General features: G+C 66.9%; 15 protein-coding genes. 9 read left to right on the top strand and 6 right to left on the bottom strand.

Annotated elements, in window-relative coordinates; all coding sequences use genetic code 11:
- The first annotated feature begins 340 nt into the window (after positions 1 to 340).
- Together CV103_RS19395 and acs are read left to right on the top strand one after the other, a co-directional pair.
- On the top strand, positions 341 to 1,327 hold the full coding sequence (locus CV103_RS19395) for a bile acid:sodium symporter family protein (protein WP_015460339.1): 987 nt from the start codon (positions 341 to 343) through the stop codon (positions 1,325 to 1,327).
- Positions 1,328 to 1,395: 68 nt separating this feature from the next.
- Complete coding sequence (gene acs, locus CV103_RS19390; protein ID WP_107395843.1) at positions 1,396 to 3,336, top strand: acetate--CoA ligase; 1,941 nt, start codon at positions 1,396 to 1,398, stop codon at positions 3,334 to 3,336.
- Between the two features lie 31 nt (positions 3,337 to 3,367).
- Here the strand turns inward: acs and CV103_RS19385 are convergent, their stop codons facing one another.
- Positions 3,368 to 3,658 carry a plasmid stabilization protein gene (locus tag CV103_RS19385; RefSeq protein ID WP_070933736.1) on the bottom strand — a complete coding sequence of 97 codons (291 nt, stop codon included), beginning with the start codon at positions 3,656 to 3,658 and terminating at the stop codon, positions 3,368 to 3,370.
- Between the two features lie 85 nt (positions 3,659 to 3,743).
- On the bottom strand, positions 3,744 to 4,613 hold the full coding sequence (locus CV103_RS19380) for an alpha/beta fold hydrolase (protein ID WP_070933735.1): 870 nt from the start codon (positions 4,611 to 4,613) through the stop codon (positions 3,744 to 3,746).
- A 37-nt stretch (positions 4,614 to 4,650) separates the two neighbouring features.
- Between CV103_RS19380 and CV103_RS19375 the strand changes: the two genes are divergently transcribed.
- From CV103_RS19375 to CV103_RS19345, 7 genes are all read left to right on the top strand, one after another.
- Complete coding sequence (locus tag CV103_RS19375; RefSeq protein ID WP_070933734.1) at positions 4,651 to 6,048, top strand: protein adenylyltransferase SelO family protein; 1,398 nt, start codon at positions 4,651 to 4,653, stop codon at positions 6,046 to 6,048.
- Between the two features lie 102 nt (positions 6,049 to 6,150).
- Positions 6,151 to 7,563: a succinylglutamate-semialdehyde dehydrogenase gene (gene astD, locus CV103_RS19370; RefSeq protein WP_107395842.1), complete on the top strand. Its 1,413-nt coding sequence runs from the start codon at positions 6,151 to 6,153 to the stop codon at positions 7,561 to 7,563.
- A gap of 84 nt (positions 7,564 to 7,647) precedes the next feature.
- On the top strand, positions 7,648 to 8,436 hold the full coding sequence (gene cobA / locus CV103_RS19365) for a uroporphyrinogen-III C-methyltransferase (RefSeq protein ID WP_107395841.1): 789 nt from the start codon (positions 7,648 to 7,650) through the stop codon (positions 8,434 to 8,436).
- On the top strand, positions 8,433 to 8,729 hold the full coding sequence (locus CV103_RS19360) for a DUF2849 domain-containing protein (RefSeq protein ID WP_107395840.1): 297 nt from the start codon (positions 8,433 to 8,435) through the stop codon (positions 8,727 to 8,729). The genes cobA and CV103_RS19360 overlap by 4 nt, the downstream gene beginning before the upstream one ends.
- Entirely contained in the window at positions 8,729 to 10,363 is a 1,635-nt protein-coding gene (locus CV103_RS19355) for a nitrite/sulfite reductase (RefSeq protein WP_107395839.1), read from the top strand. The genes CV103_RS19360 and CV103_RS19355 overlap by 1 nt, the downstream gene beginning before the upstream one ends.
- Complete coding sequence (locus CV103_RS19350; protein WP_015460330.1) at positions 10,356 to 10,781, top strand: DUF934 domain-containing protein; 426 nt, start codon at positions 10,356 to 10,358, stop codon at positions 10,779 to 10,781. Before CV103_RS19355 ends, CV103_RS19350 begins: the two co-directional genes overlap by 8 nt.
- Entirely contained in the window at positions 10,774 to 11,538 is a 765-nt protein-coding gene (locus CV103_RS19345; protein WP_015460329.1) for a phosphoadenylyl-sulfate reductase, read from the top strand. The genes CV103_RS19350 and CV103_RS19345 overlap by 8 nt, the downstream gene beginning before the upstream one ends.
- A gap of 158 nt (positions 11,539 to 11,696) precedes the next feature.
- Here the strand turns inward: CV103_RS19345 and CV103_RS19340 are convergent, their stop codons facing one another.
- The 4 genes from CV103_RS19340 to CV103_RS19325 form a co-directional block, all read right to left on the bottom strand.
- Positions 11,697 to 12,170, bottom strand: coding sequence for a nuclear transport factor 2 family protein (locus tag CV103_RS19340; RefSeq protein ID WP_070933729.1), 474 nt, complete (start codon positions 12,168 to 12,170; stop codon positions 11,697 to 11,699).
- Positions 12,167 to 13,249: a DUF1214 domain-containing protein gene (locus CV103_RS19335; protein WP_070933728.1), complete on the bottom strand. Its 1,083-nt coding sequence runs from the start codon at positions 13,247 to 13,249 to the stop codon at positions 12,167 to 12,169. The genes CV103_RS19340 and CV103_RS19335 overlap by 4 nt, the downstream gene beginning before the upstream one ends.
- Positions 13,250 to 13,383: 134 nt before the next feature.
- The gene (locus tag CV103_RS19330) at positions 13,384 to 14,163 is read right to left on the bottom strand and encodes an SDR family oxidoreductase (RefSeq protein ID WP_015460326.1); all 780 of its coding nucleotides are present in this window, start codon (positions 14,161 to 14,163) and stop codon (positions 13,384 to 13,386) included.
- The gene (locus CV103_RS19325; RefSeq protein WP_107395838.1) at positions 14,153 to 15,409 is read right to left on the bottom strand and encodes an NADH:flavin oxidoreductase; all 1,257 of its coding nucleotides are present in this window, start codon (positions 15,407 to 15,409) and stop codon (positions 14,153 to 14,155) included. The genes CV103_RS19330 and CV103_RS19325 overlap by 11 nt, the downstream gene beginning before the upstream one ends.
- Between the last annotated feature and the right edge of the window lie 12 nt (positions 15,410 to 15,421).

Genomic DNA, 15,421 nt, shown 5'->3' with positions numbered 1-15,421 from the left:
GCCCCCCTCTTCCGTAACGCTCGAAAGCACGGGAATAACAGATGCCTGGGCCGTTGACGTTATCCCGGCCAGTACGCAGGCCGCGATCAGAAGCCGTTTTCTCATGCTTCCCTCCACTGTTCGTGGCCCTGTCGCCCGTTACAGCGCCGAGGTGGACAATAGACGGCCTCCCCTCCCGAATCCCCCTCTCATAAGGGGTATCCCTCAAAATGGTCCTGTTCTGGGACAGCTTTATGCGCAACAAGCCCTGCCCTTTGCCGTTCCGCCCACGCACCGATCGGCGGGTTCAAGGGGCTTCCGCCCTTGGCAGCGCCGAACCCTGCGCCTAAGCGCCAAGGCAATGTTGCGCCGGCTGATTCCCGATCCGTTCATCCTCGCCCTGCTCGCCACGGTGGCCCTCGCAACGATTCTGCCCGCCCACGGCGCCTTCGCCGGGGCCGTGGACGTGGCCGCCACCGCCGCGATCGTGCTGCTCTTCTTCTTTCACGGCGCGAAGCTGCCGCGCGAGGCGATCGTCGAGGCGCTGGGCCACTGGCGGCTACACCTCACCATCCTCGCCTGCACCTTCGTGATGTTCCCGCTGCTCGTGCTGCTGCTCCAATGGCTGGCGCCCGGCCTGCTGCCGTCGCGGCTGTGGACGGGGATGTTGTTCATGGCGGCCTTGCCGGGCACGGTGCAGTCGGCGGTAGCCTTCACCTCGATCGCGCGGGGCAACGTCGCCGCCGCCATCGCCTCCTCCTCCGCCTCGCAGCTGATCGGCATCTTCCTCACACCGCCGCTTGTCGGCCTGCTGGCCGATGCGCATGGCGGCACGGTGGATACGGCGGGCGTCGGCAGGATCTTCCTGGTCCTGTTCGCACCCTTCGTGGTCGGCCACCTGCTCCGCCCCTGGATCGGCGCATGGGTGTCCCGCAACCGCAAGCTGATCGCGCTCAGCGATCGCAGCGCCATCCTGCTCGCGGTTTACGGCGCCTTCTCCGCTGCCGTGATCGAAGGGATATGGAGCCGCCTGCCGCTTCCGGTGCTGGGCATGCTGGTCGTCGTCTGCCTCGCCATCCTCGCCTTCGCGCTCGCCTTCACCAGCGGCGTCGCGCGGCTGCTCGGCTTTTCCCGCGCGGATCGCATCGCGATCATGTTCTGCGGCACCAAGAAATCGATCGTGCAGGGCGTCCCGATGGCGCGCGTGCTGTTCGCGCCGGCGGATGTCGGCCTGATCCTGATGCCGATCCTCCTGTTCCACCAGTTCCAGCTGATGGCCTGCGCCTGGATCGCGCGCCGCTACGCCGCCCAGGGGGAATCCGCCCAAACGGACGGGGCGCAAGCCTGACGATTCGGCTTCAACCTCCCCCGATCAGGCCCTAAGGATTGGCCGAGACATATAGGAGGAATGCCCGAGTGACCGATGCCTCGATCTACCCCGTCCCGGCTGAATGGAAGACGAAGGCCAAGGTGGATGCGGCACGCTATGCCCAGCTGCACGGCCGTTCGCTGGCCGATCCGGGCGGCTTCTGGCTGGAACAGGCCCGCCGGCTGGACTGGATCAAGCGGCCGGAGATCGCGGGCGACTGGTCGTTCGACGAGAAGGATTTCCACATCAACTGGTTCGCCGACGGCAAGCTCAACGTCGCGGCCAACTGCATTGATCGCCATCTGGCGACACGCGGCGACCAGACGGCGATCATCTGGGAACCGGATGATCCCGCCGAACAGCCCCGCCGCTACACCTACGCCCAGCTCCACAAGGAAGTCTGCCGCTTCGCCAACGTGCTGAAGGCGGCGGGCGCCAAGAAGGGCGATCGCGTCACCATCTACATGCCGATGATCCCGGAGGCCGCCTTCGCGCTGCTCGCCTGCGCGCGGATCGGGGCGATCCATTCGGTGGTGTTCGGCGGCTTCTCGCCCGATGCGCTCGCCGGGCGCATCCAGGATTGCGATTCCACCATCGTCGTCACCGCCGATGAAGGCCGGCGCGGCGGCAAGAAGGTGCCGCTGAAGGCCAATGTCGATCAGGCGGCCCCGCTCTGCCCGTCGCTGGAGAAGGTGGTCGTCGTCCGCGCCACAGGCGGCGGCGTGGACATGGAGCCCGGCCGCGACGCCTGGTATCACGATCTCGCCGGTATGGTGGCGGATGAATGCCCGCCCGAGCCGATGGGCGCGGAAGATCCACTGTTCATCCTCTACACCTCGGGATCGACCGGCAAGCCCAAGGGCGTGCTCCACACCTCGGGCGGCTACCTGCTCTGGGCCAGCCTCACCCATGAGATGGTGTTCGATTACCGGCCGGGCCAGATCTACTGGTGCGCGGCCGATATCGGCTGGGTCACGGGCCACAGCTATATCGTCTACGGCCCGCTCGCCAACGGCGCCACGACGCTGATGTATGAAGGCGTTCCCAACTGGCCCAGCGCCAGCCGCATCTGGGAAGTGGTCGATCGCCATCAGGTCGAAATCCTTTACACTGCCCCCACGGCGCTGCGCGCGCTGATGAAGGAAGGTGATGATTTCGTCGCAAAAACCAGTCGCAAGTCGCTGAAACTCCTGGGCACGGTCGGCGAGCCGATCAACCCGGAAGCCTGGCGCTGGTATCATGAGGTGGTGGGTGAAGGCCGCTGCCCGATCGTCGATACCTGGTGGCAGACGGAAACCGGCGGCGCGATGATCACCCCCCTGCCCGGCGCCGTCGATCTGAAGCCCGGATCGGCCACCAAGCCCTTCTTCGGGATCGAGCCGCAGCTCGTGGACGGCGAAGGCCACCTGCTTTCGGGCGCGACCGAGGGCAATCTCGTCATCGCGCGGAGCTGGCCCGGCCAGATGCGCACCGTCTGGGGCGATCATGCCCGCTTCTTCCAGACCTATTTCAGCACCTATCCCGGCAAATATTTCACCGGCGACGGCTGCCGGCGGGACGAGGACGGCTATTATTGGATCACCGGCCGGGTCGATGACGTCATCAACGTCTCCGGCCACCGCATGGGCACGGCCGAGGTCGAAAGCGCGCTGGTGCTGCACGGCAAGGTCGCCGAGGCCGCGGTCGTCGGCATGCCGCATGACATCAAGGGCCAGGGCATCTACGCCTATGTCACCCTCAACGCCAATTGCGAGGCGAGCGAGGATCTGCGCAGCGAGCTGAAGCAATGGGTCCGCACCGAAATCGGCCCCATCGCCACGCCCGATGCCATCCAGTTCGCGCCCGGCCTGCCCAAGACGAGGAGCGGCAAGATCATGCGCCGCATCCTGCGCAAGATCGCGGAAGGCGATGTCTCGTCGCTCGGCGATACATCGACGCTGGCCGATCCATCGGTGGTGGACGATCTCGTCGCCAACCGGGTGGCCTGACGCCGGATCGCAGGAGATGCGGCGGCCGGGCTCACCCGGCCTTGCGCCGCCGCGTCTCCCAGCCCTTCTTCGCGGCCGCCGATCGATCCGCGGCGCTGCGGCCGGCCGAAGCGCGGCCGCCCTTGCGCGACGACACATGCGTATCCTTGCGGCCCCGGCCGGACCCGGATTTGTTGCCGCCGCCCGATTCCTTGTTCACCGTCGCCCAGGCCCGCCGCTCGGCTTCCTTGTCGGACACGCCGCGCTGCTCATATCCTTCCTCGATATGCTCGGCCTTGCGCTTCTGCTTGTCGGTATATTTGTCCTTGTCGCCCTGGGGCATGGTTCGTCTCCAACGCCCCCCACACGATCCAACAACAATCCGGCGCCCGCGATGATCCCACCCCCGCCCTTGGCCGGGCCACGGTTCATCCCGCCAGCACGCGTCCCAGCAGGCGATCGATCGCCGCCGCGCATTCCGGCTCGTCCAGCACGGGGGCATGGCCGATGCCCGGCACCGTCACCAGATCCGTGCCCGGCACCCGCTTCGCCATCTCCTGCGCGGTAGCCTGGCTCAGCACGTCGGAATGCTCGCCCCGGATCAGCGTCACCGGCCGTCCGGCGAGCCCTTCGAAGGCCGGCCACATGTCCATGCCGCCGCCGTCGCCGCCCGGCAGCTTCATCGGCTCGGCGATCTTCATGTCGTAATCGTAGATGATGCGGCCCGCGGGCGTCAGCCGGCACAGCCTTTTGGCCATCGCCAGCCACTGCTCGATCTCATAATCGGGATAGACGGCGAAATTGCCCTGCTGGATGCCGCGCGCGGCGTGCAGCCATGTCGGCCAGTTCGCCTGCTTGCCCACATAGGTGCGGATGCGCGCGATGCCGCCCGGCTCCACCACCGGCCCGATATCGTTCAGCAGCGCGCCGGCGATCCGATCCCGGCTGGTGGCGGAAAGCAGCATGGCCAGCAGCCCGCCCAGCGAGGTGCCGAACGCCACGAAGCGATCGATCTTCAATTCCTCCAGCAGCGCCTCCAGGTCCTGCAGGTAGGTCAGCGGCACATAGGTCATCGGGTCCTTGGCATAGGCGCTCTCGCCGCGCCCGCGCAGATCGACGCAGATCAGCCGCCATTCCCCCGCCAGCCGGTCCGCCATCGGCGCGAAATCGCGCACGTTACGGGTCAGGCCGGGGATGCACAGGATCGGCGGCCGCCCGTCCGCGCCGCCCGCATAGTCGCGATAATGGAGCCTCAGGCCATCCTTCGACCACCAATAGCCGTCGCTCCATTCCGCCATGCTTGCGTCTCCCGATGTGCCGCCCCCATATCGCTGCATGACGAAGCGCCCGCAAGCAGCCCCCTATCGCCCCGATCCCGCAATTCTCGGGCTCGGCCCGGATTTCTACGATCCCGTCGCGCCGGCGGCGTTTCCTGCGGCGAAGCTGCGCTTCCGCAACGATCGCTGGGCCGCCGCCGTGGGCCTCGATACGCTGGACGATGCCGGCTGGATCGAACATTTCGCCCGCTTCCGCCCACTGGCCGATAACCTGCCGGAACCGCTGGCGCTGCGCTATCACGGCCATCAGTTCCGCGTTTACAACCCCAATATCGGCGACGGCCGCGGCTTCCTGTTCGCCCAGCTCCGCGATCGCGACGGCCGGCTGCTCGATCTCGGCACCAAGGGATCGGGGCAGACGCCCTACAGCCGCTTCGGCGACGGCCGCCTCACGCTCAAGGGCGGCGTGCGCGAGGTGCTGGCGACGGAGATGCTGGAGGCGCTGGGCGTCAACACCTCCAAAAGCTTCTCGCTCATCGAAACCGGCGAGGCGCTGGACCGGCATGACGAACCTTCGCCCACCCGCTCCTCCGTCCTCGTCCGCCTCAGCCACGGCCATATCCGCATCGGCAGCTTCCAGCGCCTCGCTTATCTGGGCGATGGCGATGCGATCCGCCGTCTCGTCGATTATTCGCTCCGCGCGCTTTATGGCGAGGAACCGGGCGAACGGCCGGAAATCCGCCTGCTCACCCTCGTCGTCGATCGCACCGCCCGGCTCACGGCCTCCTACATGGCGGCGGGCTTCGTCCATGGCGTGCTCAACAGCGACAATATCGCCATCACCGCCGAAAGCTTCGATTACGGCCCCTGGCGCTTCACCCCGCGCTGGGAACCGGGCTTCACCGCCGCTTATTTCGACGATAACGGCCTCTACGCCTTCGGCCGGCAGGCGCAGGCGATCCATTGGGATGTCGTCCAGCTCGCCACGGCGCTCCGCGCCATCGCCGAGGCGGAAGACCTGATCCCCCCGCTGGAGGCTTTCCCCGCCCTTTACGAGGCCGCCTTCCGCGACGCCGTCTTCGCCCGCCTCGGCATCGCGCCCCTCGATGAGGAACGCGACCTCGCCTTGCTCCAGGCCATGGAAAACGGCCTGATGGCCACCGGCGTGGAGATCGATCGCTTCTTCTTCGATTGGCGCGGCGGCGCTCGGCGCGGCCCTTCGCCCGCCGACGAGGCCTATCGCCAGGCCGGTTTCGCCCAATTCGCCGCCCTGCTTCCGAACTTCCGCAAGGTCGCCGAGACCCGCCACCGCTACTGGTCCGATATCGCGCCCTGCTCCATGCATATCGACGAGGTGGAGGCGATCTGGTCCCGCATCGCCGACGATGACGACTGGGCACATTTCCACGCCAAGATCGGCGCGATCCGCCGCATGGGGGATGCGATGGCCGGCTAGCCGGGGCCACCGGCCCGAGTTGCGAAAAGTCGCCGCACCGGCCAAGATGGCCGCCATCATCCCGGCCGCAGCGCCGCCTCCATTTCCAGGATTTCCCTTTCCATGTCCGTTACCGAGATCATCTCCACCGAACCCGCTACCGGCGCGGAATTGTGGCGCGGCCAGATCGGCGATGCCGCCCGCGAGGTGGCGATCGCGCGGGACAGCTGGGCCGCGTGGGCCGCGCAGCCGCTGGCCGTGCGCGTGGAAACGCTGCGCCGCTTCGCCAATGTCGTGCGCGGCCGGCTGGAAGCCTTCGCCGATCTCATAGCGCGCGAAACCGGCAAGCCGCTGTGGGAGGCGCGGACCGAGGTCGAAAGCGTCATCAACAAGGTCGATATCTCGATCACGGCCTATTCGGATCGCACCGCCCAGCGCAGGTTCGAAGGCGCGCTGGGCGCCAAGAGCGCCGTCCGCCACAAGCCGCACGGCGTGCTCGCGGTGCTCGGGCCGTTCAACTTCCCGGCGCACCTGCCCAACGGCCACATCGTTCCCGCGCTGATCGCCGGCAATGCCGTGGTCTTCAAGCCGTCGGAAAAGACGCCCGCCTCCGGCGCCTTCCTCGTCGAATGCTTCCATGCCGCCGGCGTGCCCGAAGGCGTGGTCCGCCTGCTGATCGGCGGGCCGGATGAAGGCCGCGCGCTCGCATCCGATCCCGGCATCGATGGCCTGCTCTTCACCGGCTCCGCCCGCGCCGGCCAGGCGCTCCACCGCCAATTCGGCGATATGCCGCAGAAGATCCTCGCGCTGGAACTCGGCGGCAACAACCCGCTGGTCGTCTGGGACACGCCCGACATCGCCTCGGCGGCAGTGATCGCCGTCCAGTCCGCCTACATGTCCGCCGGCCAGCGCTGCACCGCCGCCCGCCGCCTGATCGTGAAGGACGGCGCGCACGATGCGCTGGTGGAGGAGATCGGCCGCCTGATCGATCGCATCATCGTCGATCACCCCCATGCCGATCCGCAGCCGCTGATGGGCCCGGTGATCGATAATGCCACCGCCGATCAGGTGCAGGAACGCTTTCTCGATCTGATGCTGAAGGGTGGCCGCCCCATCAAGCAGATGGGCCGCCCCGATCCGGCGCTCCCCTTCCTCACGCCCGCGCTGATCGACGTCACCGATATCGCGGCCCGCCCGGACGAGGAGATTTTCGGCCCTGTCCTCCAGCTCATCCGCGTCCCCGATTTCGAAGCCGCGCTGGCGGAAGCGAACAACACCCGCTTCGGCCTGTCCGCCTCGCTCGTCGCCGGCGATCCCGATCTCTATGATCGTTTCTGGGGCACGGTGCGCGCCGGTGTCATCAACTGGAACCGCCCCACCAACGGCGCCCCCTCTAACGCCCCCTTCGGCGGCATCGGCCTGTCCGGCAACCACCGCCCCAGCGCCTATTACGCCGCCGATTACTGCACCTACCCCGTCACCTCGTCCGAGGCGGACCAGCCCCGCGCCAGTATCGGCGTGGGTCTGCGGGAATAGCCGGGTGCGGGACAAGCTTTCCTAACCCCCGCAAAAGCATCCTTCGATTGCACGGTGCGGCGTTCGGGGCCATCTGCCGTGCCGATGTCATCGCTACTCGATCCCCACGCGCGCGGGCGCGTCATCCTTGTCGGTGCCGGCCCCGGCGATCCGGGGCTGCTGACGCTGCGCGCGGTGGAAGCGCTGCGCCAGGCCGACGTCGTGGTGCATGACGGGCTGATCGACCCGCGCGTGCTGGATTTCGCGCCGGCCACGGCACAGCGCATCTCCGTCGCCAAGAGCCGCGCGCGCCACACCCTGCCGCAGGATGCGATCAACGCGCTCATCATCGCCCATGTGAAGACGGGCGCGATCGTCGTGCGCCTCAAGGGCGGCGACCCCTTCGTCTTCGGCCGCGGCGGCGAGGAGGTGGAGGCCGTCCGCGCCGCGGGCCTGCCGGTGGAGGTGATCCCCGGCGTATCCGCCGCGCTCGGCTGCGCCGCCGATGCGATGCTGCCGCTCACCCATCGCGACTGGTCGAGCGCGGTCAGCTTCGTCGCCGGCCAGTGCAAGGGGCTGACGGAGCAGGACTGGTCCGGCCTCGCCGGCCAGGGGCGCACGCTCGTCATCTATATGGGCGTCGCCTGCGCCGGCCTGATCGCGGACAAGCTGATGGCCGATGGCGTGGCGCCGGACATGCCGGTCGCCGTGCTGGAACGCGGCACGCTGAAAGGCGCGCGCGCGCTCCGCACCCTGCTCGCCGATCTCGGCGGCATGGTGGAGCGCGAAAAGGTGGTCAGCCCCGCGATCATCGTGGTGGGCGAGGTGGTGTTGCTTTCGGATGCCGAAAACCGGCTCCAGGCGCTGGCGCAGCAGGCGGAGGCCATGTCTTGAGGATTTTGACGGGCAATGATCTGGCGACGGGGGACGTCGTCTGGTGGACGGGCAGCGACTGGTCCCGCCACGTCGCCGAAGCGGTCGATGTCGATAATCATGGCGAGGCGATCGGCGCGGCGGAAGAAGCCGCCCGCCGCGTCAACGCGCCCTATGTGATCGATGCCGAGGCCACGCCGGAAGGCCCCCGCCCCGCCCATATCAAGGATCGCATCCGCGCGCTCGGCCCCACGGTCCGGCCCGATCTCTATATCAAGCCCGCCGATCCCGCGGCGGGAAGCTGGGTGATCTGATGTACAAGTACGATCAATATGATCAGGCGATCGTCGACGCCCGCGTCGATGAGTTCCGCGATCAGGTGCAGCGCCGCCTGGCGGGCGAGATCACCGAGGACCAGTTCAAGCCGCTGCGCCTGATGAACGGCCTCTACCTCCAACTCCACGCCTACATGCTGCGCGTCGCCATCCCCTATGGCACGCTCGACAGCCGCCAGATGCGGATGCTGGCCCATATCGCCCGCAAATATGACAAGGATTACGGGCACTTCACTACCCGCCAGAATATCCAGTATAATTGGATCAAGCTGGAGGACGCGCCCGATATCCTGGCCGATCTCGCCACGGTGGAGATGCACGCCATCCAGACCAGCGGCAATTGCATCCGCAACATCTCGTCGGACCAGTTCGCCGGCGCCGCCGCCGATGAGGTGACGGACCCGCGCCCCTGGGCCGAGCTGCTCCGCCAGTGGAGCACTTTCCACCCCGAATTCAGCTACCTGCCCCGCAAGTTCAAGATCGCGGTAATCGCGGCGGAGGAGGATCGCGCGGCGGTGAAGCTGCACGATATCGGCATCCAGATTCACCGCAATGCGGCGGGCGAGGTCGGCGCGCGCATCTTCGTGGGCGGCGGCATGGGCCGCACGCCGATGGTGGCGCCGGTGATCCGCGAGTTTGTGCCGATCGGCGACCTGCTGAGCTATGTCGAGGCGTGCCTGCGCGTCTACAATCGCTACGGCCGGCGCGACAATATCTACAAGGCCCGCATCAAGATCCTGGTGCATGAGATCGGCGCGGAGGAATATGCCCGCCAGGTCGAGGAGGAATGGGCGCATGTGAAGACGCTCGGCCTCGATCCCTCGCCGGGCGAGTTCGAACGCATCGCTGCCTTCTTCGCGCCGCCGGCCTTCGAAACCGGCCTTGCCGATACGGTCGATCGCTCCGATCCCGATTTCGCCCTCTGGCTCGACCAGAATGTGAAGGCGCACAAGCAGCCGGGCTATGCCATCGTCAATATCAGCCTGAAGCCGGTGGGCGGCATCCCCGGCGATGCCTCGTCCGCGCAGATCGATCTGATGGCCGATCTCGCCGAACGCTACGGCCTCGATGAGCTGCGCGTCACCCATGCGCAGAACATCGTGCTGCCGCATGTGAAGAAGGCGGATCTCTACGCCGTCTGGCAGGCGCTGGATGCGGCGGGGCTGGCGTCCGCCAATCTCGATCTCATCAGCGATATCATCGCCTGCCCCGGCCTTGATTATTGCAGCCTCGCCAATGCGCGCTCGATCCCGGTCGCGCAGAAGATCGCCGAGCGCTTCGCCAGCCTCGATCGCCAGCGCGACCTGGGCGAACTGAAGCTCAAGATATCCGGCTGCATCAACGCCTGCGGCCACCACCATGCCGGCCATATCGGCATATTGGGCGTCGATCGTAAGGGCGTGGAGAATTACCAGCTCCTCCTCGGCGGATCGGGCGCGGAGGATGCCAGCCTCGGCCGCATCACCGGCCCCGGCTTCAGCGAGGATGGCGTGGTCGATGCGGTCGAGCGCGCGGTCGAGAAATATCGCGAGCTGCGCGAGGATGGCGAACGCTTCCTCGATACCTATCGCCGCGTCGGCTTCGAACCGTTCAAGGAAGCGATCTATGGCTGATTTCCTGCGTTTCCGCGACGATGCCCCGCATGAGGAACCGGCCGTCACGCTGGATGCCTTTCTCGGGCAGTCCAACGCCACGGCCGTCCGCCTGGAATCGGATGAGGATGCGCGCAAGCTGATCCCCCAGCTCGGCCAGCTCGCGCTGATCGAGATCGCCTTCCCCAAGTTCCGCGACGGGCGCGGCTATTCGGCCGCCCGCATCCTGCGTGAGGCGGGCTATGCGGGCGAGCTGCGCGCGGCCGGCGACGTGCTGGTCGATCAGATCCCGCTCATGCGCCGCTGCGGGTTCGACAGCTTCGCGCCCGACGCCGCGATCGACCCGGATGCCCTCACCCGGGCGCTCGGCCGCTACGACCATGTCTATCAGAAGGCGGCGGATGGCCGCTCCCCGGTCTGGGCGCTCCGCCATGGCTGAGGCCGCGCGCAGCATCGATATGATCGACACCGCCCCGCCCTTCACGGCGGAGGATGCGGCGCGCCTCAACGCGCGCTTCGAAGGTGTGGATAGCGCCGATATGCTGCGCGAGCTGCTGACCGGCGAGCTGGCCGGCCGCACGGCGGTGGTTTCCTCCTTCGGCGCGGAATCGGCGGTGCTGCTGCATCTCGTCGCCCAGGTCGATACCGAAACGCCGGTGATCTTCGTCAACACGCAGAAGATGTTCGGCGAGACGCTGGCCTATCGGGACGAGCTTTCCGAACGGCTCGGCTTCGTCGACCTCCGCGTCTTCCGCCCCGATCCCCGCATCCTCGCCGAACGGGACAAGACCGGCCTGCGCTGGTCCTACGATCCCGACGGCTGCTGCGGCATCCGCAAGGTGGAGCCGCTGCGCCGCGCGCTCGCGCCCTTCCAGGCGTGGATTTCGGGCCGCAAGGGCTTCCAGTCCGGCACCCGCACCGCGCTTCCCCGGTTCGAGATCGACGAGGGCCGGCTCAAGCTCAATCCGCTGGCCGATTGGCCGAAGGAACGGCTGGAAGCCTATTTCCACGAACATGATCTGCCCCGCCATCCGCTGGAGGCGCAGGGCTATCTCTCGATCGGCTGCGCGCCCTGCACCAGCGTGGTGAAGCCCGGCGAAGATCCCCGCGCCGGCCGCTGGCGCGGCTGGGACAAGGTGGAATGCGGCATCCACGGCGGCCGCACGCCCGGACCGGACGAAGAACCGGTATTCTGATATCTCCCTCCCCCTTCAAGGGGGGGGGGCAGAGGCAGAGACGATGCGCGGGCATGGCTCCCGGCGCGACGTTCCAGCGCCAGTCCGCAAAAAACCGGGCGCCCGCATGGGGCGCCCGGCTCCTCGTTTCCGGCAATCCGTGATCGGGTGCCTTAGCCTTACGCCCCCGGCAGCGGCACCCATTCGGCTTTCACGTCCTCGGCCAGCTTGCCCGTCACCACGGCGCGCTGGATCGCCCTGGAATAGCTGATCCGCCAGCCGTCCGCCGTCTTCACATATTTGTCGGCATAGAAGTTGGCGAGCAGGCGGAAGCTGCCCTCGCGCGGGTCATAGTTCACATAGCCCAGGTTCCAGCGCGCACTGGCGGTGTCGCCGTCGATGTCGATCTCGCCATTATGGCCGTGATGCACGTCGGTGATCGGCGTGTTCACCGCCATCTGGGTGAAGATGCCGATCAGCCCGTCCACGTCGAACTCGCCCAGCGGCGGGAAATCGATCACGGCATCGGGCGTAAAGCAGCCGCGGATCTGATCCACGTCCTTGGCATCGCACGCATTCAGGTAACGCGCCTTCAGCTTGCGGATCTCGCTTTCCGCTTCCAGGCGGGCAATGCGGGCTTCGAGGTCACTCATGGCAGCTTGATCACCTTCGTTGATGGAACGGGCTTGTCCTTGGCGTCGGTCCAGCGCCACAGCATCGTGCCGTGGCTGTGGCCGGCCGTGTCGATCCAGTTGCCGAATCCCGGATCGCGCGGCGCCACCACCAGCGTCACCGTGCCGTCGGGATTCAGCTTCGCGCTCGTATTGTTGTGGTGGATGCGGTGATACCGATAATCCAGCGATTCCATCCAGTAATTGTCGAGCTGGAAGTTCCACACCCGGCATTCGGGGATCGCCGTCTCGATCACCAGCGCCTCGTCCGGCCCCAATTCCCAGGCGCCGTGGAGATAATGGATCATGGGGTCGCCGCCGCCCTTGATGAACAGGCTCTGGTCGACGGTGTCGAGCTTGTTCATATGATCCTTGCGGAAGCCCTCGGTCCAGGCGGCAAAGGTTTTGGCCGTGCCCTCGACGAAGCCCGCCACCCGCTGCAGCGCCGCTTCCAGCCGCGCGGGCGTCATCGGCTCGGGCGTCGCCGGCCCGTCGACCGTCTCGATGCGGATGTCTACGCCCTTTTCCTTGCTCCGGTCGCCGAAGGTCTGGCGCACCAGGATCATGCTGGTGTCGTCGGCCATCGGCAGCCAGTTGCCGCTCGCCGGCTTTGTCTTGGAGACGATCAGCTCGAAGCTGCCGTCGGGGCCGATCTCCATCTCCTCGACGTCCAGCTCGCCGGTCGAAGCCATCGTGCCGTCAATGGCATAGCGGTTGGCCTTCGATCCGAATGTGAGGATCGGCACGGTGCCGCGATTGCCGCTGATGCGATAGGTGCGGTCGCCCGTAACGGTCGCGTTCAGATAATGATTGTCGGGATTGTCGGCGCCGATCTTCCCGGTTTGGTGGCTCGCTTGGTAGAAAGCGGGGAAATCCGGGTCGGCGAACTCCAGGTTCATCTCCAGCGCGATGCGCAGCAGGCGGGTGAGGTAGCGATAGCCCTCCGCCCGGTCGATCGGCGTCGCGGCGGCATCCGCCGCCAGCACCACATCGCCGGCCTTTTCCAGCTTGCGGCAGAAGTCCCGCCAGGCCTCGCCCGACATGACCTTGTCCTCGCTCATCACACTTTACTCCGATATTCCTGCCATCAAGGCGCCGCGCCTGCCAGCGCAGGGCCGGGGGCGTGCGGGCGCCACATCCTGCATGTGCGCCCCGCAGCCGCGACGGCCTAGCCCGCGAAGATGCCCTGTTGCGCTCAAGGCGCCATATATTGGCCGCCGTTGACGTCGAGCACCGCGCCGGTGACGACGCGGGCATAATCCGAAAGGAAGAACAGCACCGCCTTGGCGCAATCATCCTCGGGCGGGATGATGCCCAGCGGGATGCGGCCGGTGATCTCGGCGGTGATCTGGTCGCGATCGCCGCCGGCGGCCACGGCCCGGTCGATATAGTCATAGACCGGCTTGCCGCCGATCCAGCCCATGCGGGTATGGTTCACCCGCACGCCATATTTGCCGAAGTCGTTGGCCATGTGGCGGCTCAGCACGTTGAGGCCGCCCTTGCCGGTGGCATAGCCGCCCTCGCCGGTGAACGGGTTCACCGTCGACATGGTCGAAACGTTGATGATCGCGCCGTCATGCTTGGCCTTGAAGGTCGGGATCACCGCCTGCGCCATGCGCATCGCGCCCAGGCAGTTCACATCGAACACGCGGGCGTAATCCTCGGGGTCCGCCTCGTCCACGGGCAGCCAGGCGCCGTGGATATAGGCGGTGTTGACGAGGCCATCGATCGTGCCGAAGGCGTCGATCGTGGCCTGGGCCATCGCCTCGCACGCGGCCGCGCTGGAAATGTCGGTCGGCACCGCGATAGCCTGCCCGCCCTTGGCCTTGATGTCGGCGGCGACCTCCTCGATCAGGTCCTTGCTCCGCGCGCCCAGCGCCACCCTGGCGCCTTCGGCGGCGGCGATCCGGGCCAGCGCCTGGCCCATGCCGGGGCCGACGCCGCTGACGATGACGACCTTGTCCTTAAGCAGCATGGCGTGTTTCCTCCCCCGCATATATCTGATTCAACGCCGCATCGATGGCGTTGCCGGTTTCCGGGCAATAGGTGCCCGACGGGCCATACATCACCGCCACGCAGCGATTGCATGCGGTGCAGCCCGATTTGTCGCGCGTGCCGGCCTTCCATTGGGCCACCAGCGTCGAATCGTGGATCAGCGCGCGGGCGACGGCGACGGCGTCGAAGCCCTCGTCCAGCGCCGCCCTGGCCGATGTCAGCGATTGCACGCCGCCCAGATAGCTGAGCTTCACCTTGCGATCGGGGCCGAGCGCCGCCTTCAGCGTCAGCGCATCCTCCATCAGGTAATTCTCATGGAAGGGCGGCATCTTGGGCGTGCTGCGCTTCAATATGGCGAATTGCAGCTTGGCCAGCAGGCTCTTCTGCATGCCGGCCATCTCGTCATAAGGCAGCGGGCTGCCGAACATCTTCCAGGTGGATTCGATGTTCCGGCCGGCGGAAAGCACCAGCATGTCGGCGCCCGCCGCCTCCAGCGCCTTCGCCGTCACGATGGTATCCTGGATCGTGGCGCCCTTGGGCACGCCATCCACCAGGTTGATCTTGGCGAGCACGGCCAGCCGGCCACCCACGGCGGCCTTCACCGCCGCCAATACCTCGGCGGGGAAGCGCACGCGGTTTTCAGCCGATCCCCCATATTCGTCGCGGCGGAAGTTGCTGAGCGGCGAGATATACTGGTTCAGCAGATAGCCGTGGCCCATGTGCAGCTCGACCGCGTCGAACCCCGCCTGCTCGGCGCGCAGCGCGGCAGTGGCGAACTCGTCGCGCACCATGTCCATGTCGGCGCGCGTCATTGCCCGCTGGAAGGGGCGGCCCATCATCACGCCCATCTTGTCGATCCCGCCGGAGGACGACATGCAGCGCGAGGTGGACAGATCCTTGATCTGGCAAAAGCTGCCGCCATGGGTGATCTGGGCGGAAGCCTTGCCACCCGCCGCGTGGATCGCATCGGTGATCGCGCGATAGTGCGGCACGCTCTCGTCGCTCAGCGTCCCCTGCCCCGGCAGCGTCCGCCCGTCCTTGGACACCGCGATATAGGCCAGCGTCGTCAGCGCCACCTCATTCTCGGCATAGGCGCGGTGGAATTCCAGCAACGCCTTGGTCGGGTTCATATTCTTGTTCTTCGTCTCGTTCGCGCCGGAACGGATGAAGCGGTTCTTGATCGTGATCGGCCCGATCTGGACGGGCGAGAAGGGGTCGGCGGCCATGGTCACATCACC

The sequence above is a fragment of the Edaphosphingomonas fennica genome (genome assembly GCF_003034225.1).
GTDB classification, from domain to species: Bacteria; Pseudomonadota; Alphaproteobacteria; order Sphingomonadales; family Sphingomonadaceae; genus Sphingomonas_E; species Sphingomonas_E fennica.
The sequence above is the reverse complement of the archived record's forward strand: the minus strand, read 5'-3'. Positions and strand labels throughout refer to the sequence as shown.